The organism is Erythrobacter sp. QSSC1-22B (assembly GCF_001678665.1).
Lineage (GTDB): Bacteria > Pseudomonadota > Alphaproteobacteria > Sphingomonadales > Sphingomonadaceae > Qipengyuania.
This window is the reverse complement of sequence record NZ_LZRP01000001.1, coordinates 85,429-107,020: the sequence shown is the minus strand read 5'-3', so window position 1 is coordinate 107,020 and position 21,592 is coordinate 85,429. Positions and strand designations below refer to the sequence as shown.

General features: G+C 65.5%; 21 protein-coding genes. 6 read left to right on the top strand and 15 right to left on the bottom strand.

Going from position 1 to position 21,592, the window contains the following annotated elements; translation table 11 throughout:
- From A9995_RS00465 to radA, 8 genes are all read right to left on the bottom strand, one after another.
- Nucleotides 1–1,377 carry a M28 family peptidase gene (locus tag A9995_RS00465; RefSeq protein ID WP_067607645.1) on the bottom strand — a complete coding sequence of 459 codons (1,377 nt, stop codon included), beginning with the start codon at nt 1,375–1,377 and terminating at the stop codon, nt 1–3.
- Nucleotides 1,378–1,453: 76 nt separating this feature from the next.
- Nucleotides 1,454–2,998 carry a proline--tRNA ligase gene (gene proS, locus A9995_RS00460; RefSeq protein ID WP_067607642.1) on the bottom strand — a complete coding sequence of 515 codons (1,545 nt, stop codon included), beginning with the start codon at nt 2,996–2,998 and terminating at the stop codon, nt 1,454–1,456.
- Between the two features lie 100 nt (nt 2,999–3,098).
- Entirely contained in the window at nt 3,099–3,680 is a 582-nt protein-coding gene (gene phaR / locus A9995_RS00455; RefSeq protein ID WP_067607639.1) for a polyhydroxyalkanoate synthesis repressor PhaR, read from the bottom strand.
- An 84-nt stretch (nt 3,681–3,764) separates the two neighbouring features.
- Nucleotides 3,765–4,799 carry an alanine racemase gene (locus tag A9995_RS00450; RefSeq protein ID WP_067607636.1) on the bottom strand — a complete coding sequence of 345 codons (1,035 nt, stop codon included), beginning with the start codon at nt 4,797–4,799 and terminating at the stop codon, nt 3,765–3,767.
- On the bottom strand, nt 4,792–6,453 hold the full coding sequence (locus tag A9995_RS00445; protein ID WP_067607633.1) for an MFS transporter: 1,662 nt from the start codon (nt 6,451–6,453) through the stop codon (nt 4,792–4,794). The genes A9995_RS00450 and A9995_RS00445 overlap by 8 nt, the downstream gene beginning before the upstream one ends.
- 50 nt (nt 6,454–6,503) lie before the next feature.
- On the bottom strand, nt 6,504–6,947 hold the full coding sequence (locus A9995_RS00440) for an iron-sulfur cluster assembly scaffold protein (protein WP_199797187.1): 444 nt from the start codon (nt 6,945–6,947) through the stop codon (nt 6,504–6,506).
- Entirely contained in the window at nt 6,944–7,483 is a 540-nt protein-coding gene (locus tag A9995_RS00435; protein WP_067607630.1) for a CvpA family protein, read from the bottom strand. The genes A9995_RS00440 and A9995_RS00435 overlap by 4 nt, the downstream gene beginning before the upstream one ends.
- 21 nt (nt 7,484–7,504) lie before the next feature.
- Nucleotides 7,505–8,872, bottom strand: a complete 1,368-nt coding sequence (gene radA / locus A9995_RS00430; protein WP_067607627.1) for a DNA repair protein RadA — start codon at nt 8,870–8,872, stop codon at nt 7,505–7,507.
- Between the two features lie 71 nt (nt 8,873–8,943).
- Between radA and A9995_RS00425 the strand changes: the two genes are divergently transcribed.
- Nucleotides 8,944–11,262 (top strand): patatin-like protein, encoded by a 2,319-nt coding sequence (locus A9995_RS00425; RefSeq protein WP_067607624.1) that lies wholly within the window; start codon nt 8,944–8,946, stop codon nt 11,260–11,262.
- Between the two features lie 22 nt (nt 11,263–11,284).
- Here the strand turns inward: A9995_RS00425 and dnaJ are convergent, their stop codons facing one another.
- Both dnaJ and dnaK read right to left on the bottom strand, forming a co-directional pair.
- Entirely contained in the window at nt 11,285–12,400 is a 1,116-nt protein-coding gene (gene dnaJ, locus A9995_RS00420) for a molecular chaperone DnaJ (RefSeq protein ID WP_067607622.1), read from the bottom strand.
- A 74-nt stretch (nt 12,401–12,474) separates the two neighbouring features.
- Nucleotides 12,475–14,406: a molecular chaperone DnaK gene (dnaK, locus tag A9995_RS00415; RefSeq protein ID WP_067607618.1), complete on the bottom strand. Its 1,932-nt coding sequence runs from the start codon at nt 14,404–14,406 to the stop codon at nt 12,475–12,477.
- 164 nt (nt 14,407–14,570) lie between these two features.
- Between dnaK and A9995_RS00410 the strand changes: the two genes are divergently transcribed.
- From A9995_RS00410 to A9995_RS00400, 3 genes are read left to right on the top strand one after another with little or no spacing between them, the layout of a single operon-like run.
- The gene (locus A9995_RS00410) at nt 14,571–15,056 is read left to right on the top strand and encodes a copper chaperone PCu(A)C (RefSeq protein ID WP_082992387.1); all 486 of its coding nucleotides are present in this window, start codon (nt 14,571–14,573) and stop codon (nt 15,054–15,056) included.
- Nucleotides 15,053–15,598, top strand: a complete 546-nt coding sequence (locus A9995_RS00405) for a vgr related protein (RefSeq protein ID WP_067607615.1) — start codon at nt 15,053–15,055, stop codon at nt 15,596–15,598. Before A9995_RS00410 ends, A9995_RS00405 begins: the two co-directional genes overlap by 4 nt.
- Complete coding sequence (locus A9995_RS00400; RefSeq protein WP_067607612.1) at nt 15,595–16,179, top strand: hypothetical protein; 585 nt, start codon at nt 15,595–15,597, stop codon at nt 16,177–16,179. Before A9995_RS00405 ends, A9995_RS00400 begins: the two co-directional genes overlap by 4 nt.
- 85 nt (nt 16,180–16,264) lie before the next feature.
- Here A9995_RS00400 and A9995_RS00395 read toward each other — a convergent pair whose 3' ends face one another.
- The 4 genes from A9995_RS00395 to hrcA form a co-directional block, all read right to left on the bottom strand.
- On the bottom strand, nt 16,265–16,558 hold the full coding sequence (locus A9995_RS00395) for a glycine zipper domain-containing protein (protein WP_067607609.1): 294 nt from the start codon (nt 16,556–16,558) through the stop codon (nt 16,265–16,267).
- 66 nt (nt 16,559–16,624) lie between these two features.
- A complete protein-coding gene (locus A9995_RS00390; protein ID WP_199797186.1) occupies nt 16,625–17,854 on the bottom strand; it encodes a threonine synthase in 1,230 nt (409 codons plus the stop codon).
- Nucleotides 17,855–17,860: 6 nt separating this feature from the next.
- On the bottom strand, nt 17,861–18,460 hold the full coding sequence (grpE, locus tag A9995_RS00385) for a nucleotide exchange factor GrpE (protein ID WP_233998027.1): 600 nt from the start codon (nt 18,458–18,460) through the stop codon (nt 17,861–17,863).
- Between the two features lie 13 nt (nt 18,461–18,473).
- Nucleotides 18,474–19,517 carry a heat-inducible transcriptional repressor HrcA gene (gene hrcA / locus A9995_RS00380; RefSeq protein ID WP_067607607.1) on the bottom strand — a complete coding sequence of 348 codons (1,044 nt, stop codon included), beginning with the start codon at nt 19,515–19,517 and terminating at the stop codon, nt 18,474–18,476.
- Nucleotides 19,518–19,623: 106 nt separating this feature from the next.
- On the opposite strand from hrcA, the gene rph reads away from it, so the two are divergent.
- Both rph and rdgB read left to right on the top strand, forming a co-directional pair.
- Complete coding sequence (gene rph, locus A9995_RS00375) at nt 19,624–20,340, top strand: ribonuclease PH (RefSeq protein ID WP_067607604.1); 717 nt, start codon at nt 19,624–19,626, stop codon at nt 20,338–20,340.
- Nucleotides 20,337–20,963, top strand: coding sequence for an RdgB/HAM1 family non-canonical purine NTP pyrophosphatase (rdgB, locus tag A9995_RS00370; RefSeq protein ID WP_067607602.1), 627 nt, complete (start codon nt 20,337–20,339; stop codon nt 20,961–20,963). The genes rph and rdgB overlap by 4 nt, the downstream gene beginning before the upstream one ends.
- A gap of 13 nt (nt 20,964–20,976) precedes the next feature.
- On the opposite strand, the gene A9995_RS00365 is transcribed toward rdgB, so the two are convergent.
- The gene (locus tag A9995_RS00365) at nt 20,977–21,576 is read right to left on the bottom strand and encodes a CAP domain-containing protein (RefSeq protein ID WP_067607599.1); all 600 of its coding nucleotides are present in this window, start codon (nt 21,574–21,576) and stop codon (nt 20,977–20,979) included.
- Between the last annotated feature and the right edge of the window lie 16 nt (nt 21,577–21,592).

Genomic DNA, 21,592 nt, shown 5'->3' with positions numbered 1-21,592 from the left:
CTAGTCGCTGTCATCCTCTTCGACCACGACGGGCGCAAATTGCCCCGCCGGGACGGCGCTGGCAAAGGGGCTCGTTCCCCCCGGTCCGAAAGATGCGACCCCGAAAATCCAGTCGTCCCCTCGCACCGGTATCACCACACTGTGCGTCCGCTCACCTGCTGGTGTCACGGCACCGGGACGCGGCCGTTCGTAGTTCACGATCGGACCGTCCTGCGTCCAATCCGGTTCGTCGGTGCGGCGCATTTTGACGACATAGCCCGAAGCACCCGCGACGCCTTTCCACTCCAGCAGCGTATCCGTCCGCACTGCGGCCTGCGCGGTGGGCACCGGAGGAATGGGCACGGAAGCCAGCTGGTCGAGCGCACGCACATTGAGCTGCGTCACTTTTGCGAGATAAGCGAAATCCATTTCATCCACCGTGTCGCCATATGCGGTGCCGTCTTCGACGCGCAGATCCTGATGCTGGTGTTCGTAATCCTCCACGGCAACGCTGAAGCGCACCGCGGGATAGCCCGCTTCGAGAAAGGGAATCTGGTCCCCGCCCCGCCCCATGCGATCGACTCGCCAGATTTGGCGGACATCGAGGCCCGCTTCGTCCTGCTCGGCGAGACCGTCGATCCAGCGCGAGAGGTTGCGACTAGGCGAATCGTTCTCGCCGCCCTCGCGGCGCTGCGCCGCGCGCAAGGAATCGGTGAGATCGGCACGCGGCCCCTCGGAGAAGACGCGGACATGGTCGGGATCGCAATATCCGTCGCTGCCGCAGCTGTTACCGACGACATCATTATTGAGCACGGCCTTGACCGTATAGCCCTGCTCGCCGAGCCAGTCGGCCAGCAGCCTGCCACCGTAGAGACCCTGTTCCTCGCCCGAGAGCAGCGCATAGACGATGGTGGTGGGGTGGCTCTTGGCGGACAGCACGCGCGCGGCCTCGATCACCAGAGCGGTTCCCGAACCATCGTCATTGGCGCCGGGCGCATCGCTGGTGAAATCGGAGACATCCGAAACCCGGCTGTCGATATGCGCCTGGACAACGACGACTTCGTTCGGTCGCTCGGTGCCGCGCTGGATGGCGACGACGTTGCGCAGCCGCGTTGCTGTCGGCACCCGGCTGCCCTCGATCATGCGTTCGGGCAGAACCACTTCGAGGCAATTGTCGCAACCGGCTGAGATGTTTCGCATTTCCGAAGCACCCCAATCGACCGCCGCGCCGATCCCGCGCTCGGGATTGTCCTGCTCGGACAGCGTATGTCGGGTGCCAAACGAGACGAGCTTTTCGACATCGGCGCGCAAGCGTTCGGCGGAAACCTGTTCGGCGGGCTGGACCTGCGCGACAAGCGGTGTGGCGAAGACGGCGGCGAGCAGGGCGGTTTTTCTCATACGCCGTACTCTTGCGAGATTGTGGGCAAAGATCAACGGCCCTGCTCCAAACTATTCCCCCGACAAGAGACGTGGATCAGTAGGCCCGCGCCAGCAGCACCCGCTCCACCGCGGGCTCGCCAGTGAAGATGCAGGACCCATCGGCAGGACGCGCGCCGATCGGCACATTGCGCACCGTCAGCTTGAGCGCCTTCAACCGCTCGACCACCGCATCGAGTGCGGGGCCGGTGGGCTTGCACCATTGCACCTCGAGCCAGCCAGGATAGCGCTGGTCCTCGGCGAAATGCGCCTCGACCGTATCCATGCTGGCGACATCGCGGGTGATATTGACCTCGCGCCGCTCGCTTGCTTCGGAAAGCAGCCCGGACTGGATCTCGGCGAGCATGCCGGGGAGCGCCTGCGCCAGCGCCTCGCGCGCCGGGTTCTCGAATGCGGGTTTGCCGGTGCCGGCGTCCCACAGGCTGTCGCGGCGCAGCAGTGAGACCACGCCCTGCTCCATGTCGCGGCCGCCAACCTCGACGATCACGGGCGCGCCCTTGCGAACCCAGTCCCAGCGCTTGGCCGCGGCCTTGCCCGGCTTGGTGTCGAGCAACACCCGCATAGGCTCGTCGAAGGCGCGCTCGGCGGCAAGCATGGCACGGAGCTCCTCGCAATAGGCGAGCAGCGCCTCGTCTTCGGGCTTGTCGCGCAGCATCGGCAGGATGACGACCTGCCACGGCGCGATCTGCGGGGGGACGCGCAAGCCGTCGTCATCGCCATGCGTCATGATGATCGCGCCGACCATGCGGGTCGAGACGCCCCAGCTGGTGGTGTGGCAATAGGTCTGTCCACCATCCTTGTCCTGGAACTGGATACCGCTGGCGCGCGCGAAATTCTCGCCGAGATAGTGGCTGGTGCCCGCCTGCAGCGCCTTGCCGTCCTGCATCATCGCCTCGATCGACCAGGTCTCGACCGCGCCCGGAAAGCGCTCGTTCTCGGGCTTCTCGCCCGCAATCACCGGGAGGGCGAGATCGTCTTCCGCGAAGGCGCGATAGACCTCGAGCATCCGGAGCGTGTGCTCCTTCGCCTCGGCGGCGTCGGCATGCGCGGTGTGGCCTTCCTGCCAGAGGAACTCGCTGGTGCGCAGGAACATGCGGGTGCGCATTTCCCAGCGCACCACATTGGCCCACTGGTTGAGCTTCAACGGCAGGTCGCGCCAACTGCGGATCCAGCGCGCCATGGCATCGCCGAAGATGGTCTCCGAGGTCGGGCGCACCACCAGCGGCTCTTCCAGTTTCGCCTCGGGATCGGGGACCAGCCCGCCATCCTTCCCCGCGATCAGCCGGTGATGCGTGACCACGGCCATTTCCTTGGCGAAGCCCTCGACATGCTCGGCCTCGCGCTCGAAATTGGCGAGCGGGATGAACAGCGGAAAATAGACGTTGTCGTGGCCGGTCGCCTTGATCCGGTCGTCGAGCAGCCGCTGCATCCGCTCCCAGATGCCGAACCCCCACGGCTTGATCACCATGCAGCCGCGCACCCCCGATTCCTCGGCCATATCGGCGGCGCCGATGACCTCCTGATACCAGGCGGCGAAATCATCGGCGCGGCGGGCGGTCAGGGCGTGGCGAATCTCGGCCATCGGGCAATCTCGTTCAATAAGGGGTGGTCGCCGCAGCCCCTAGCCGCAGCGGTCGCGGCTAGTCGAGCCGGGTTTTGCGCGAGAGGGAAAACGAGGCTTGCTAGCTATCGAGCTCGTCGAGCTTCTTCTGCATTGCCGCCATCTGCTTGCGCATCTGCGCCAGCTCGTCCTTGGGCGCGGGCTCCGCGGGCGGCCCGGCCGGCGTCTTGGCGGTGGGCGTCTTCCCGGCGGGCTTGCTCCCGGGCATGAAGACCTCGGCGGCGTTCTGCATCAGTTTGAGGTTGGTCTCGACCATCTTGGCCATCGGATTGACCTCGACCCCCTTCTGGAACGCCTCCTGCAACTGCTCGCGGTTCTTGCGGAAGCTGGCCATGCTGGCTTCCAGATAGCTGGGCATCATGCCCTGCACCGAATTGCCATACATCGAGATCAGATCGCGCAGGAAGCTGACCGGGAGCATCTGTTCGCCGGTGCTTTCCTGCTCGACGATGATCTGGGTCAGGATGGTATGGGTGATGTCGTCGCCGCTCTTAGCGTCGATCACCGAGAAATCGACATTCTCGCGGGTCATCTTCGCCAGATCGTCGAGCGTGATGTAGCTCGAGGTGTCGGTGTTGTAGAGCCGCCGGTTGGCGTATTTCTTGATGACGATGGGGTCTCCGTCGCGGGTGCGCTTGGCCATACGGGGTCAATCCTCTCTCTGCCTCGATGCCGCATTAGCACCTGCACAATGTGCAGCGCAACACGGCTCCGGAAGCCGCCCCGGTCAGCCGAAGCGATTGCCCAGCACGGTCAGCAATTCATATTGCGAAAGAGCGGTTTGCCGCGCAGCATCCGGTAGCAGATAGGGCAGCGAGACCCAGTCGCCTTCGTGCAGGTCGGGGGCCTGGGCGAGGTCCACCACGATCATGTCCATCGACAGCTTGCCGAGCATCGGGAGGCGGCGGTCGCCGTGCACAAAATGCGCTCCCGCCCAGCTGCGCATGATGCCATCGGCATAGCCCAGCGAGACCACCCCGACGCGCATGGGGGCGGGCGCGGTGAAGGCGGCGTTGTAGCCCACCGTGGCGCCTTCCGCGACATCGCGGACCTGCAGCAAAGCGGCTTCGGGGTAGGCAACCTGGCGGATGGTGTCTGCGAACTCGGACCGCGGAACACCGCCATAAAGCGCGAGGCCCGGGCGGGTGAGATCGCAATGATAATCGGCACCCAGCGCGATCCCGGCGCTGTTGGCCAGGCTGGCCTCGCGATGCGCAACATGCGGGATCACCGCGCGGAAAGCCGCGAGCTGGCGAGCGTTCATCGCGCTGTCCTCGTCGGCGCAGGCTAGATGCGACATCAGTACCTGGATATCGAGGCTCTGGACCAGCGGATCGGCGATCTCGGACGGCGCGATCCCAAGCCGGTTGATCCCGCTGTCGATCATCAGATCGCAGCGCCCGCCTCCGCTTTCGGACCAGACCCGCGCCTGATGAAGGCTGTCGATCACCGGGCGAACACCCACGGCGCGCGCATAGGCTGCCTGTGCGGCATCGAACACTCCGTGCAGCACCGAAACCTGCGAGGCCGGGATATATGCCAGCACCGATTCGACTTCGGACCAGTGTGCCACGAAGAAATCCCGGCACCCCGCATCGCGCAGCACCGGCAGGCAGCGTACGACCCTCAGACCGTAGCAATCTGCCTTCACCGCCGCCCCGGCGCGCGCCGTCCCCGACATCGCATCGAGGACGCGCCAATTGGCGGCCAGCGCTGCCTCGTCGAGCCCGAGCCGGAGGGTGGATGGTGGCACGTCAGGCATTGCCGGCAGTCTCGTCGGAGAAATCGCGCGGCGGGCCGCCGGGCAAGCCCCACCACACCACTACCAGCCCGAGCGCGACCACCACCCAGGTGTACCACAGCCCGGCATAGACATCGCCCGAGCGCGCCACGATAATTCCCGAGATCAGCGGCAGGAAACCGCCGAGATAGCCCGCGGCGATGTGATAGGGGATCGACATCGAGCTGTAGCGAATTCGCGGCGGGAACAGCTCGGCCAGCAGTGCCGCGACCGAGCCATAGGTCAGCGCCGAGAGCAGCCCAAGCACCAGCAGCAGCGCGACGATGCCGAGAATGTTCGCCAGCGGCGGCGCGCGGCGGTCGAAATCGAAGCCCTGCGCGGTCAGTGCCGCGAGCAGCCCGTCGCGCCGCGCTGCGCCATCGGCGAACCATTCGGGTGGCAGCGCGATCGCCTCGGCGCCGACCGTCAGCGACAGCGCTTGCGCCGGTTCGACGCTGTAGGCGACGCCGCTCGCGGTCAGCGTCTCGAGCAGCTTGCCGCATTGGCTCTGCTCGCGGTCGAACAGTTCGGCGAAGGGATCGGTCGAGCATGCGCTCCCCGACACCACCACCGGACGCTCGCGCGCTGCTTCGGCGAGCCCCGGATTGGCGAGACTACCGATCCCCCAGAAGATCGGGAACAGCAGCAGGAGGCTCAGCAATGCGCCGATCACTATCGGGCGGCGGCGCCCGATCCGATCGGACCAGCGCCCGACGATCACATAGAAGCTCATCGCAATCAGCCCGGCCACGAGCAGCATCCATTCGACCACGCTCTCCTCGAGCCGCATGGGACCGCGCAGGAACGACAGGCCAGAGAAAAAGGCGGTGTACCAGATCGTGGTCAGGATTCCGGTAACCGCGAAGGCAATCAGGAGGCGACGCTTGTTGCCCGGGTAGGTGAAGCTTTCGACGAAGGGGTTGCCCGCAGTCTCGCCCGCCGCCTTCATCGCCTGAAAGACCGGGCTTTCCGACAGCTTGAGCCGCATCCACAGCGAGATCGCCAGCAGGATCAGCGACAGCAGGAAGGGCACCCGCCAACCCCATTGCGCGAACTCCTCCTCAGAAAATGCGGCGCGGCAGGCGATCACCACCGCGATCGAAAGCACGAAACCGCCGACCACGCTGGCCTGGATGAAGCCGGTGTAGAAGCCGCGTTTTTCGGGCGGAGCGTGCTCGGCGACATAGATCGCGGCGCCGCCATATTCGCCGCCCAGCGCCAGCCCCTGAAGAACGCGCAGGCCGATGACGATGATCGGCGCGGCAATCCCGATGCTGGCGGCGGTGGGGATCATACCGACTCCTGCCGTCGCCACGCCCATCAGCGTGACGGTGACGAGAAAGGTGTATTTGCGACCCAGCCGGTCGCCCAGAAACCCGAACAGGATTGCGCCAAGCGGGCGGAAACCGAAGCCGACCGCGAAGCCCGCCCAGACCAGGAGTATCTGCAGCGTCTCGTTGTCGCTAGGGAAGAAGGCGGCACCGATGACCGCCGCGAGCGTGCCATAGATGAAAAAATCATACCATTCGAAAATCGTCCCCGCCGAGCTGGCGGCGATGACGAGGCGGATTTCCTTCGCGGTGGGTTCACGCGTCAGTGGTACGGCAACACCGTCTGCGCTCGTGCTGGTGGTCATGGTACCGCCCCCTCCCTACTGCCGCGCAATTGCCGCGTGCCTCGCGCGATTTAGCGCGTGGGCGGGAGGTTGGAAAGCGCGGCCAGCGCGGCTCTCCACGGCAGGCGGATCGCATCGTGGCGTCCGGCATGTGGCAGCGCGGGGTCGAGCGCTTCGAGCCCGGGCCAGTCCGGGCGCTCGGCGGTGCCCTCCAGCCAGTGGTCCAGCCCGGCGAGGCTGCGCGTCAGCGAAGCGGTGTCGCGGCCATGCGCCTCGCGCGCGAAGATCGCGGCCGAAGCCTGCCCCACCGCGCAGGCGCTGACCCGCATGCCCAGTTCGGCGATGGCGCCCTGCTCATCGGTGGTGCAGCCCAGCGCGAGCGTGCTGCCGCAGCTGCGCGAGCGTGCCTCGCCGCGCAGCGCCAGTTCGTCGGTGAGGGGATAATCGGCCAGTTCAACTGCAAGCCCAAGCAACGCGGGAGAGTAGAGCGCGCGCCCGCCCCCGCCCGCGTTCATGCCGCGTCGTCGGCCGCTTCCGCCGCCTCGCGTTCTTCGCGCAATTGAGCGCGTCGCACGGCTACCATCTCGACCATGCTGCGCGAGCTGGCATCGACGAAATCATAGGAGCGTGCGCCCGAGATCCAGTCGGGGCGACCCTTGAAGCCCCAGACGCTGTCATAGCCCAACACGAGCAACGAGAAGGCGATCACCACGATCACCGCGCCTTTAAGAGCTCCGAAACCGAAACCGAGCACACGGTCGATCGGTCCCATAACCGAGCCGCGCGAGGCGCCGCTGACATTGCTGGCGATCACCTTCATCGCGGCATAGGGAATGAGCAGCAGCAGCGCGAAGGCGAGCACCGCGGTGGTGATGTCGCGCCCGGTGAAATCGGAGAGCGCCTCGGTCAGCGGGGTGTGCATAAACCGGATGGCGAAGATCGCCAGCACCCAGGCGGCCAGCGAGAACACTTCCTGCACGAAGCCGCGCATGAAGCCGCCCGCAGCTGCCACGCCGACAATACCCAGCACTATCCAGTCGAAACCCGTCATCACACTTCCAAGGCACCAGGACTAAGGTCCCCCCATGACGCGGTCGACCAGAATGGGCAACTGGCCAATCTCGCGATACTCGAGCTTTGCAGACGCATGATCGACATCGCGGGGGCCGAATCCGCGCTCGAAACCAAGCTTGGCCGCCTCGCGCAGCCGTAACGGTGCATGCGCCACCGAGCGGATCTCGCCCGCGAGCGAAACCTCGCCCAGCCACACGCTGCGCGCGGGCAGCGGCTTGTCGGCGAGCGCGCTGACCAGCGCGGCGGCGACAGCCAGATCGGCGGCGGGATCGGACAGGCGATATCCCCCGGCGACATTGAGATAGACCTCAGCCGAACTGAAATTGAGCCCGCAGCGTGCCTCGAGCACCGCCAGCAGCATCGCCATCCGGCCATTGTCCCAGCCGACCACCGCGCGGCGCGGGGTGGCGCCCGACTGCAGCCGCACGATCAGCGCCTGGATCTCGACCAGAACCGGGCGGGTGCCCTCCATCGCCGGGAACACCGCGCTGCCCGCGAGCTGCTCCTGACGCCCGGAAAGGAACAGCATCGAAGGGTTCGCGACCTCTTCCAGCCCGTCGCCAGCCATCGAGAACACCCCGATCTCGTCGACCGCGCCGAAGCGGTTTTTCAACGCACGCAAGATGCGGTACTGGTGGCTGCGCTCGCCCTCGAAGCTCATCACGACATCGACCATATGCTCGAGCACGCGCGGCCCGGCAATCGAGCCGTCCTTGGTGACATGGCCGACCAGTACCAGCGCGACGCCGTTTTCCTTGGCGTAACGGATCAGCTCGAAGGCGCAGCCGCGAACCTGACTTACCGTGCCCGGTGCGCCCTCGATACTGTCCGAATGCATGGTCTGGATCGAATCGATTACCAGCATGGCAGGGGGCTCGCCCTGCCCCAGCGTGGTGAGGATATCGCGCACGCTGGTCGCGGCGGCGAGCCGCACCGGAGCATCGCCCAGCCCCAGCCGGCCTGCGCGCATCCGTACCTGCGCGGTGGCTTCCTCACCGCTGACATAGATGCAGGATTTTCCTGCGCGCGCCACCGCTGCAGCGGCCTGGAGCAGCAGGGTCGATTTGCCGATGCCGGGGTCGCCGCCCATCAATATCGCCGAGCCGGGGACCAGCCCGCCACCCAGCGCGCGGTCGAATTCGGCAAGCCCGGTGGTGGCGCGCACCGGCAGCGCGCCGGGCTTGTCGAGCGAGACGAACTCGATCCCGCGCCCGCCGCTCGACAAATCGTGCTTCTGCTCGAAGACTGTGGCCGGAACGTCTTCCACCAGCGTGTTCCACTCGGCACAATCGGGACATTGCCCCTGCCAGCGGTGCGAGACGCTGCCACAGGCCTGGCAGACATAGCGACGTTTGGGTTTAGCCATGCGGCGGCGATAACCGGAACATTGCAGGAACGCAATTGCCATCACGGGCCGACTGCGCCAGTACCGCCGGGATGCGGCAGAAAGAACTCAGGATTGCGCTGGTTTGTTATGGCGGTGTGAGCCTGGCGATCTACATGCACGGGGTCACCAAGGAAGTGTGGCATCTGGCGCGCGCCAGCCGGGCCTATCATGACGGCAGCGAGAAACCCGGCGGCGTCGCGGGGGTCTATCGCGAGCTGCTCGAGCATATCGAGCGCGAGCGGCAATTGCGGCTGCGAGTCCTTCCCGATATCCTGACCGGGGCGAGCGCAGGCGGGATCAACGCGGTGTTCCTCGCGCAGGCGGTGCATTCGGGCTATTCGCTCGACCCGCTGACCGAGCTCTGGCTCGACATGGCCGATGTCGACGAACTGGTCGATCCCGATGCGCGACCGGTTTGGCGCTTCGCCAAATTCTGGACCCAGCCGCTGGTGCGCTGGGTGCTCAGCAGGCCCGGCAATCTGGTCAGCGAGAGCGTGGCGCCCGAAACCCGGGACGAGGTCCGGCGCAAGGTGTCCAGCGTCATGCGCGGGCGCTGGTTCGAGCCGCCGTTCAGCGGAGTTGGCTTTTCCGCACTGCTCGAACGCGCTTTTGCCGCGATGGAGCGGACCACTCCGGAAGCGCCGCTGCTGCCGCCGCGCCATCCGCTCGACCTGTTCGTTACCGCTACCGATTTCCATGGCCACCTTTCGCTGCTGCGGCTCAACAGCCCGCCGGTAGTGGAAGAGAGCGAGCATCGCATGCCGATCGATTTCCGCAGCCGGACGCCCTATTCGGGCGGGCAGGATTTCGCCGCCCCGGTCGAGCTGGTGTTTGCCGCGCGTGCCACCGCGAGCTTTCCGGGTGCTTTCCCACCGCTGATGGTGGCGGAGATCGATGCGCTGGCAGAAAAGACCGGGCGCGACTGGACCAACCGGCATAATTTCCTCGAACGGATCATGCCGGTCCATCTGCACGAGGATACGGTCGATCAGGTCTCGCTGATCGATGGCTCGGTGCTGGTCAACAAGCCCTTCGAAGGAGCGATCGCCGCGCTTCAGGGCCGTCCTGCGCAGCGCGAGGTCGACCGGCGCTTCGTCTATATCGATCCGCGCCCCGACCGATCGAGCGCGCTGCGCGAGATAGAAAAGAGGCCGGTCGGGTTCTTCTCTGCCATCCTCGGATCGCTCTCCACCATCCCGCGCGAGCAGCCGATCCGCGACAATCTCGAGGCGCTCGAACAGCAAAGCCGCGAGGCGTTGCGGCTGCGGCGGATTGTTACCCGGTTGCGGCCCGATGTCGAAGGTGCGGTCGATCGCTTGTTCGGGCGGACGCTGTTTCTCGACAAGCCGACCCCGCGGCGGTTGAGCAACTGGCGCCAGCGCGCGCAGACCGCTGCCGCGGAACAGGCGGGCTTCGCCTTCCAGTCCTATGCGCAGACCAAGGTTTCGGGGATCGTCGCGCGGCTTGCCAAGCTGACGCTGGAAGCGGCGCCGCAACTGGGGCTGCCAGATGCGCAAGCCATCGAGGCGGTGTTTCGCGAGGAGCTGACGCGGCGCGGGCTCGAGAGTCTGTCGGCGCCCGGTGGCGGGGCGCATGAGGGCGCGATCGCTTTCTTCCGCGCGCATGATCTGGGGTTTCGCATCCGCAGGCTGCGGCTGCTCGCGCGGCGCGTCGCCAGGGACTGGGAAGCCGATCCCGATATCCCCGACGATTCGCTCGAGACAGCGCGCGATGCGCTCTACGGAATCCTGGCGTTGTATTTCGACCGTGAAGGGCTGGCGTCACTCGGACCGGATTTCGGCAGGCTGGCGGAGAATGTGCTGCAGGATCCGGCGGCGGTGCTCGATCACCTCGAGGACAACCGCTTGTTGCCGCAGGTCGATGACGAGGCCGAACTGCTGCTCGCCGAAGCGCTGGCGCAGATGCCCAAGGACCTCAAGCGGCGTATGCTCCTCACCTATCTCGGTTTCCCCTATTACGACGTCGCCACGCTGGCGCTGCTGCGCGACGAGGGTCTGAGCGAATTCGACCCCGCCAAGGTCGATCGCATCTCGCCCGAGGATGCACGGTCCATCCGCGAAGGCGGGACGAGGGCCACGCTGCGCGGCACCGAGTTCTACAATTTCGGCGCCTTCTTCAGCCGTACCTATCGCGAGAACGATTATCTCTGGGGCCGGCTCCACGGCGCCGAGCGAATGATCGATCTGGTCGGCTCGACGCTCGAGGACAAGCTGCCCGAAGAGGACTGTCGCAGCTTCAAGCGCGCCGCCTTCCTCGCCATCCTCGACGAGGAGGCGGCTGCGGCGCGCTGTTCGGGCGGTCTGATCGCTTCGCTAAGGGACGAGATCGTCGAACGCATGCCCGAATGAAAGCCTGCCCGAATAGCCGCGCCTAGGCGCCCAGAACGGTCTTCAGTTTCTCGAAGAAGCCCCGGCTTTCGGGGCATTCGTCGCCGGTCTCGGTTTCGCGGAACTGCTCGAGCAGCCCGCGCTGTTCCTTGGTTAGCTTGGTCGGGGTTTCGACCGCGATTTCCACCACCAGATCGCCGCGTCCGCGCCCCTGCAGCACAGGCATGCCCGCGCCGCGCTGACGCAATTGCTTGCCCGACTGGATGCCCGCCGGGATCGAAAGCGCCACCGCCTCGCCCGCAAGGTCGAGAATCTCGATCTCGCCGCCCAGCGCGGCCTGGGTGAAACTGATCGGCACGCGCGTGGCAAGCGTGGTGCCCTCGCGCTGGAAGATCGCATGCGGCGCGATATGGACGAAGATGTAGAGATCGCCCGGAGGAGCCCCCTGCGGCCCCGCCTCGCCCTTGCCCGAGAGCCGGATGCGGGTGCCGGTATCGACCCCGGGCGGAATCTCGACATCGAGCGTCTGCGGGACATCGACGCGCCCCTCCCCGCGGCAGGAGCGGCAGGGATCGGTGATCACCTCGCCGCGGCCGTGGCAATTGGGGCATGGCCTCTCGACCACGAAGAAACCCTGCTTGGCTCGGACCTTACCGTGCCCCTGGCAAAGGTTGCAGGTGCGCGCCCGCGTCCCGGGACGTGCGCCGCTGCCGTGGCAGTCGTCGCACTGTTTCGAGACCTCGATCTCGACCTCGGTGTCCTTGCCGTGGAAGGCTTCTTCAAGCGTGACCTGCATGTCGTAGCGCAGATCGGCGCCGCGTCGCGGCCCGCGCTGCGCGCCGCCGCCAAAGGCCTGGCCGAAGATGGTCTCGAAGATATCGCCGATATCGCCGAAGTCCTGCTGGCCGTGGCCACCACCCATGCCCTGCTGGAAGGCTTCCATGCCGTAGCGGTCGTAGGCCGCCCGCTTCTGCGGATCCTTGAGGCAGTCGTAGGCGACGCTGATCGCCTTGAATTTGGCCTCGCTCTCGGAGCAGCCCGGATTGCGGTCCGGATGGTGCTTCATCGCGAGCTTGCGATAGGCAGATTTGATTGTCCCGCCGTCCGCATCGCGCGAAACGCCAAGCAATTCGTAGAAATCGATTTCGGTCGCTGACATAAATTCTCCCGCCCGATACCTGTCCGCCACCGGTGCTGGATGGCACCGGTGGCGGCTAGGCGTTTATCGGGCGATCAACCCTTGTTGTTCTCTTCGTCGACCTCGGAGAATTCCGCGTCGACGACGTCTTCGTCGCCCGAACCGGACTGGTCGGGTGCGGCTTCACCATCGGCGGGTGCGGCCTTGGCCTGCTCCTGCTCGTAGATGGTCTGGCCCATCTTCATGGCAACCTGAGTCAGTTCTTGCGCGGCGGCGTTGATCTTGGCAGGATCGTCGCTTTCGAGCGCGGTCTTGACCTCGGCGATCTTCGCCTCGACTTCGCTCTTGAGATCGGCGTCGAGCTTGTCGCCGTGCTCCTCGAGCTGCTTCTCGGTCGTGTGGACAAGGCTGTCGGCCTGGTTGCGGGCTTCGGCCGATTCCTTGCGCTTCTTGTCTTCCTCGGCGAATTTCTCGGCATCCTGGACCATCTGGTCGATATCGCTGTCGGTCAATCCACCCGACGCCTGGATCTTGATCGTCTGCTCCTTGCCGGTGCCCTTGTCCTTGGCGCTGACGTTGACGATGCCGTTGGCGTCGATGTCGAAGGTGACCTCGATCTGCGGCACGCCGCGCGGCGCAGAAGGAATCCCGACGAGGTCGAAATTGCCAAGCAGTTTGTTGTCCGCCGCCATCTCGCGCTCGCCCTGGAACACCTTGATCGTCACCGCCTGCTGGTTGTCCTCGGCGGTCGAATAGGTCTGGCTCTTTTTGGTCGGGATGGTGGTGTTGCGATCGATCATCCGGGTGAACACGCCGCCCAGCGTCTCGATGCCCAGCGACAGAGGGGTCACGTCGAGCAGCAGCACATCCTTGACGTCGCCCTGCAGCACGCCGGCCTGGATCGCGGCGCCCATGGCAACGACTTCATCGGGATTCACGCCGGTATGCGGCTTGGAGCCGAAGAATTCCTCGACCACTTCGCGGACCCGCGGCATGCGCGTCATGCCGCCGACCAGGATAACCTCGTCGATCTCGTCCTTGGTGACGCCGGCATCGGCCAGCGCCTTCTTGCACGGCTCGAGCGTCCGTTTGATTAGATCGCCGACCAGCTTTTCCAGATCGGAGCGGCTGAGCGTCTCGACCAGATGCAGCGGGGTCGAACTGCCGCCTTCCATGCGGGCGGTAATGAAGGGCAGATTGATCTCGGTGGTCTGCGTGCTCGAGAGCTCGATCTTGGCCTTTTCGGCGGCTTCCTTGAGACGCTGGAGCGCAAGCTTGTCCTTGCGCAGATCCATATTCTCCTTCTTCTCGAACTGGTTGGCGAGATATTCGACGATCGTGGTGTCGAAATCTTCACCGCCGAGGAAGGTATCGCCATTGGTGGACTTCACCTCGAAGACGCCATCGCCGATTTCGAGCACGGAGACATCGAAAGTGCCGCCGCCGAGATCGTAGACCGCGATGGTCTTGCCCTCGTCCTTGTCCATCCCATAGGCGAGCGCGGCCGCGGTCGGCTCGTTGATGATGCGCAGCACTTCGAGACCGGCGATCTGGCCGGCGTCCTTGGTCGCCTGACGCTGGGCGTCGTTGAAATAGGCCGGAACTGTGATGACCGCCTGGGTGACGGTTTCGCCGAGATAGCTTTCCGCCGTCTCTTTCATCTTCTGCAAGATGAAGGCCGAGACCTGGCTGGGGGAGTAATCCTCGCCGCCCGCTTCGACCCAGGCATCGCCGTTCTTGCCCTTGACGATGTCGTAGGGAACGAGATCCATGTCCTTTTTGGTCATGGGATCGTCGAAGCGGCGCCCGATCAGGCGCTTGATCGCGAACAGCGTGTTGTCGGGGTTGGTGACCGCCTGGCGCTTGGCCGGCTGGCCGATCAGTCGCTCGCCGTCCTTGGTGAAAGCGACGATCGAAGGCGTGGTGCGTGCGCCCTCGGAATTCTCGATGACCTTGGGTTTACCCCCGTCCATAACCGCGATGCAGCTATTGGTGGTGCCGAGGTCGATACCGATAACTTTGCTCATGGATTCCCCATCTGCTTCTACTGATTGGACGCCGCTCAGCTGGTCCCCCATCGATGGCGGAACCTTTCGGCGGCTCGGTTACCTCGAGGATATAGGTGCGCATTTTCTTGGCACAAGGGACCCGCTCGGCTAGAAAACACCCCATTGTCTGGAGAAAATTTTCAATGATGAAGCCAGTTTACGCCGCCTTGCTGCTAGCCGGAACCGGACTCGCTCTGGCCGCCTGTTCGGATGGGGCCGAGACCCCGGTCGAGGACGGCGCGCCCGAGGGAATCGCCGGGCTCGAGATCACCAATGGCCGAATGATGCTCCCCCCGGTCGCGGGCAATCCGGCGGCGGTATATTTCGACATCGCCTATGACGGCGAAGGCGAGACCACGATCGCCAGCGCCGACGTTGCGGGCGCCGATCGGGCCGAATTGCATGACATGTCGGGATCCGCTGGGGCGATGGTCATGGGTGAAATGGCGCCGTTGGCTCTGCAGCCGGGCGAAAGCGCCAGTTTCGAGCCGGGCGGCAAGCATGTCATGGCCTTCGACCTTACACCCGAACTGACGGCGGGTGGCTCCACCGAGGTCACGCTCACGCTTGCAAGCGGTGACAAGCACAGTTTCGAAGTCGAGATCCAGTCTGCAGGCGACGCGCGCTGAGCGCAGCCGCGACCGGGTCTGCGACGCCCTGCCCGGTCGGCGGCGAGCGGGCGCTGACTGCGGGCGAGATCCGCATCGCGCGTTCGGTGTTCGGCGATGCGCTCGATTGCGGTCCGGTGAGGATCCGGCGGCGAAAATGGTTTCCGCTTCAGCCCAAAGCGGTGACGATGGCGCCGCGCGGACATCTGCATTTTCATCCGCTTGGAAGCGGTTACTGCGACGATTTCTCGCGTGAGAGCATGATCCGGCAGGGGTTGCTGGTCCACGAACTCACGCATGTCTGGCAGACGCAGACCCGCGGGGACTGGTATCTGGTCACTCACCGGATGCCCTGGGCGCGCTATGATTACAGCCTCAAGCCAGGGTGGCCGCTCGAACGCTACGGGATCGAGCAGCAGGCCGAGATCGTCAAACACGCCTTCTGGCTCAGGAACGGCGTTCGCCTTGCTGGCGCTCCGGATGCATCGGCCTATGATCTGCTGGTGCGGTTTCCCAATGCCGGCCTTTTTGCCGACAGCCCCCGGAATGGAGATGGCCAGTGAGCGAATTCGAATTCCTGTTTGCGCTCTATGCCCTGCTGCTCGGCCTGTCGCTGGTTTCGCTGCTCGGAGGTCTGGGCAACGCACTCGAACGGGCATTTGCCGAAGGAGCGCGGGACGAGCGATCGGAGCAGTTTCGCATCGGCTGGCTGTCGCCCCTCATGGCTGTGTTCGTCGTCCTCGATCTTATGTCGTTCTGGGCTTTCGCCTGGCTGGTCCGAGACCTGGTCGCGGTCAATACGCCGACCTTGCTGGGAGTGGTTGTCTTCGCCAGCGCCTACTATCTTGCGGCCAGACTGGTCTTTCCCGGCGATCCTAGGCGTTTCGAGGATCTCGACGTCCATTATTTCCGCGTTCACCGTACCATTCTTGCAATTCTGGTAGTGCTGGTGCTGGTTCAGTGGACCTACCTGCTCTCGCTCGAGCAGTTGCGTTCCGCCTTGTTGGAGCCGATCACCATCGGTGCGACCGTGGTGTTCGTGGCGTTGATGATCGCGGGTATTTTCGTCCGGCGTACCGGTTGGCAGATTGCACTGCTATCGCTGTTGATAGCGCGGTACCTGGTTTTGTATCTCATAGCCTGAACCAGATATTTGCCTGAACCAGATATGCGAAAGCGACCCGCCTTCCAATGGAAAGGGGCCGCTTTCGAAGTCGTTCGAGATTGGATCAGCGGCGCGGGTCGGCCGGATAACCGCGGGTGCCGAAGCAGTCCGCATCGAGATAGCCGTCGCGATCGTAACCGTCGCAGCCATCGTTCTTATCGACGAAGTAACCGCCGAGGCCACCGGCTGCGGCGCCGGCGAGCGCATAGCGGGTGATATCCCCACCGGTCAGCGCGGCGATACCTGCCCCGGCAGCGGCGCCGATCCCGGCACCTTCCGCAGCGTAGTTCTCGGCGCAAGCGCCAAGGCTCAATGTCGACATCGCGAGTGCGGGGACGAGCAGCAGTTTGGTTTTCATGATTGTTCTCTCCGTTTGAACCCTGTTCCGCTTCTTACGGACGGAGAGAGCCGGAGTTCCCGGAAGCTACAGACTCGCCAGATCGGGCAAATCATGTTTGTCGAGCGCGGCGGACTGATCGGGAAGCGGATATTTGAGCCCGGTCGCGCAGTTGAACAGCACCACCTCGTCGTCCGCTTCGACCCAGCCCTGCGCCACGGCATTCCGCCAGGCCGCGAGCGTCGCGCCGCCTTCGGGGCATAGCAGCATGCCGTCTTGCACGGCGCTCTCGGCGGTAGCGCGCACCAGCTCGGCTTCCTCGACCGCGATCGCCCTGCCGCCGCTCTCGCGGACCGCGCGCAGGATGAGGAAATCGCCAACGGCCTTCGGAACGCGGATGCCCGCGGCGACGGTGTGAGCATTCTCCCAGCGCTCGGCGTGTTCCTCGCCCGCATCGAAGGCGCGGACGATCGGCGCGCAACCGCTTGCCTGGACCGCGAACATCTTGGGACGCTCGGAGCCGATCCAGCCGAGCTGCTCGAGCTCGTCGAAGGCCTTCCACATGCCGATCAGCCCGGTGCCGCCGCCGGTGGGATAGAAGATCGCCTTGGGCAGCCGCCAGCCAAGCTGCGCGGCAAGTTCCAGCCCCATCGTTTTCTTGCCCTCGATCCGATAAGGCTCCTTGAGCGTCGAGAAATCGAACCACAGCCCCTCGGCCGCGCCCTTCCCGACGATCGCGCCGCATTCGTCGATCAGCCCGTTGACGCGGTAGACCCGCGCGCCCTGCGCCGCGATCTCGCGGACGTTGATCTCGGGCGTATCGTCCGGGCACAGAACCACGGTCTCGATCTCGGCACGGGTGGCATAGGCGGCGAGCGCGGCACCGGCATTGCCATTGGTCGGCATGGCGATCTTTGTGACGCCGAGCTCCTTGGCCATCGCCACCGCCATTACCAGTCCGCGCGCCTTGAAGCTGCCGGTTGGCAAGCGCCCCTCGTCCTTGACCAGCACATTGGGCCCACCCGAATTCGGGATCGGGATCAGCGGAGTCTCGATTTCGCCGAGGCTGACGATGCTGTCCGTGCGGCGCACCGGAAGCAGTTCGCGCCAGCGCCACAGATCAGTCGGGCGGGCTCCGAGAGCATCGCGCGACAGTGCCTTGCCCAGCGCCTCGAGATCGTAGCGCACGAGCAGCGGGCGCCCGGCCTGCGACAGCCCCTGCAGCCGGTCGGCCTCGTAGCGCTCCCCGGTGAGCGAGCATTCGAGATGGGTGACGAAGGTCGCTCGCTCGCCGGTCAGATTGTCCGTCAGGGCCATCCGCGTTCAGTCCGGCTTCTTGGCGACGGCCACCATCGCGGGCCGCAACAAGCGGTCCTTGATCATGTAGCCTGCCTGCATCTCCTGGACGATCGTGCCCGGCTCGTGTCCGTCGGTGGGCACTTCCATCATCGCCTGGTGCTGGTTGGGGTCGAGCGGCAGCCCCTTTGCGGCGATGCGGGTGATGCCGTGCTGGCCGAACACCTTGTCGAGCTCGCGCTGGGTCGCCTCGATCCCGACGATGAAGCCCTTCATTTTCTCGTCCTCGCGGATTTCGGCGGGCACCGAATCGACCGCACGACCGAGATTGTCGGCCACGCTCAGGATGTCGCGCGCAAAGCCGGTCGCGGCGTAATTGCGCGCGTCCTGGACGTCCTTCTCGGCGCGGCGGCGCACATTCTGCGCGTCGGCCTTGGCATAGAGTACGTCCTGCTTGGCAGCTTCCAGATCGTTGCGCAGCGATTCCAGCGCTTCGCCGAGCGAATCCTCGCTGTCTTCGTTCTCGCCCTCGTTCTCGATGCCGTCGTCGCGGAATTCCTCCGGAACGCCTGCCATTTCCTTCTCGACCGCGGCATCGCGCGGCTTGCTCTTGTTGTCGTCGCTCACGAAAATTCCCGTTCTATCCGATACGTTTGCCCAGCTGTCGGGCCGTGAAATCTACCATGGGCACGACTCGGGCGTAATTCAACCGAGTCGGACCGATCACCCCGAGCACGCCGACCACCTTGCCGTCGCGGTCACGATAGGGCGCGGCGATCACCGAGGAGCCCGAAAGCGAGAACAGCCGGTTCTCGCTGCCGATGAAGATCCGCGTCGCCTCGGCATGGCGCGCGTTCTCGAGCAGTTCGGCGACCGATTGCTTGCTCTCCAGATCGTCGAGCAGCGAGCGCACCCGCTCGATATCCGACAGCGCGGCGTCGTCGAGCAGCTTGGCTTGGCCGCGCACGATGAGCACCGGACGTTCGGCAGCGTCCTGCGACCAGGTGGCGAGCCCGCGGGAGACCAGATCGCGGCTGGCATCGTCGAGCGCGGTGCGGCCATTGGCGATCTCGTGCTCGATATGGCGCGACGCTTCGGCGAGCGTGCGCCCGGCGCTTCTTGCCGTGAGGTAATTGCTCGCCTGTTCGAGCGAGGTACCGAGCGCGGCGGCCGACAGCGCGAGGATGCGGTTCTCGACATGGCCGTCGTCGGCCACCAGCACCGCCAGCACGCGGTTGGCATCGAGGGCGGTCAGCGAAATCTGCGCCAGCCGCGATTCGCGCGGTGGCACCATCACCATTCCGGCTGCTCCCGAAAGATCGGACAGCAGCGCGCTGGTTTCCTCGAGCGCGCGTTCGATCGGACCGGGTTCGGCAATGCGCTGCTCGATCGCGGCGCGCTCCTGCTCGGTCGGTTCGCCCACCTGCATCATCGCATCGACGAACAGCCGCAGCCCGCTTTCGGTCGGCATCCGACCCGCGCTGGTGTGCGGCGCCGAGAGCAACCCGCGCTGCTCGAGCTCGGCCAGCACCGAGCGGATCGAGGCTGGGGAGAGGTTGAGGCCCCGGTCGCCCGCAAGCGTCTTGGACCCGACCGGCAGGCCGCTGCCGAGATAGCCCTCGACCACCAGCCGGAAGATGTCGCGGGCGCGATCGGTCAGTTCGGTGAGCGGGGGCGAAGCCATGGATGGTATCTAGACACATCGCTTGCGCCCTCAAGCCCCAAGCGCCTATCGGCTCGGCACCATCCCCCGGCGCATCATGCGCGACACAGCTATTACGGAGACCCCCATGCGACCTTCAGGACGTGCGCCCGATGAAATGCGCGCCATCACCATCGAGACCGGCTACACCAAGCACGCTGAGGGCTCGTGCCTGATCAGCTTCGGCGATACCCGCGTGCTGTGCACCGCCAGCGTCGAGGATCGCACCCCGCCATGGCTGCGCGGCAAGGGCCAGGGCTGGGTCACCGGCGAATATTCGATGCTCCCGCGCGCCACCCACACCCGCGGCGACCGCGAGGCGGCGCGCGGCAAGCAGTCGGGCCGGACGCAGGAAATCCAGCGGCTGATCGGGCGCAGCCTGCGTTCGGTGGTCGATCTCAAGAAGCTCGGCGAGCGCCAGATCACACTGGATTGCGATGTCATCCAGGCCGATGGCGGCACCCGCACCGCCGCGATTTCGGGCGCATGGGTCGCGCTGCGGATCGCGGTCGGCGGGCTGATGAAGAGCGGTGCGATCACCCACGACCCTATCGCTTCCAAGATCGCCGCGGTCTCCTGCGGGATCTACCAGGGCACCCCGGTTCTCGATCTCGATTACCCCGAGGATTCCAACGCCGAGGCGGATGCCAATTTCGTCCTGCTCGAAGGCGGCAAGATCGCCGAGGCGCAGGCCACCGCCGAGGGCGCGGCCTATGACGAGGAAGGCCTGCTGCGGCTACTGCGACTTGCCCGGATCGGCTGCGATCGCATCTTCGCGGCGCAGGAGGAGGCCGTAAAGCCGTGACCCGTCGTCTCGGCCCCGGCTCGCTGGTGATCGCCACGCACAATGCGGGCAAGCTGAAGGAAATTTCGGCGCTGCTCGAGCCGTACGGGCTCAAATGCCTGTCGGCCGGCTCGCTGGGCCTCCCCGAGCCTGCCGAGACCGGGACCACATTCGTCCAGAATGCGCTGCTCAAGGCGCATGCCGCGGCGGAAGCTTCGGGCATCGTCGCGCTGGCCGACGACAGCGGGCTGGCTGTCGAGGCGCTCGACGGGCGACCCGGGGTCTACACCGCCGACTGGGCCGAGCGGCAATGGTTCGAAGGCTCGGCCGGGCGCGACTGGTTCATGGCGATGGGCAAGGTCGAGGGGATGCTGCAGGAGCGCGGGGCCGATGCCTCGCGCGGCGCCGCCTTCCGTTGCGTGCTGGCGCTGGCCTGGCCCGATGGCGAGAGCGCGGTCTACGAAGGCCGCGCGCCGGGCAGCCTGACCTGGCCGCCGCGCGGGACGCTGGGTTTCGGCTACGATCCGGTGTTCGTGCCCGAGGGCATGGAACGGACCTTTGCCGAGCTCGACCCTGCCGAGAAGCACCGCATCAGCCACCGCGCCGATGCCTTTGCCAAGCTGGTCGCCGAGCAATTCGGCTGAGCCCGCCAGCGGTTCAGAACGCGCGCGCGCCCCAGACATTGCCTGCGGGCCAATAGCGGCACACCAGCACGTCGTTGCCGCGTGTGGTCACCATGGCGCAGCCGACCTCGCGGGTGTCGCGCCAGACGATCTGCGTGTAATGCCCGACATCGGCCCAATTGCCGGTGCGCGAGACATCGGGAAAGGCGCCGTGGCGGTAGTGTTTGCGTTCGTCGAGGAACATCCCGACCATGGTCTCGACGTTCCAGGCGCCCGCTGTGCCCATCCAGAGGTTTTCGCCGGTGCCATTGCGATTGCTCCCATCCGCGTGTTCGAGCACGCCCCGGCGTCCGAGCGATTGCGCCCAATGGGAAGCCTCGCGCTCGAGATGCAGGTTCCATTTCAGGCGCGGCAGCCGCAACCGCTCGCGTTCGGCGTTGTGGGTAGCCAGAATGCGCGACGCTATCCGGTCGCCGCGGTCGAAACCATAAGCCGTTTGCTGGATTTTCGCCGGACGCTCGGAGGCACTGTCATTGCTGCGCCAAGAGGCTTCGCTTGCGAACAGGGGCGCAGCCGTGGCACATAAGATGGCGATGGCGCTGCCGAGCAGCGCGGATTGTCCGATCCGTCCCATAGACGGTACTTCGCCT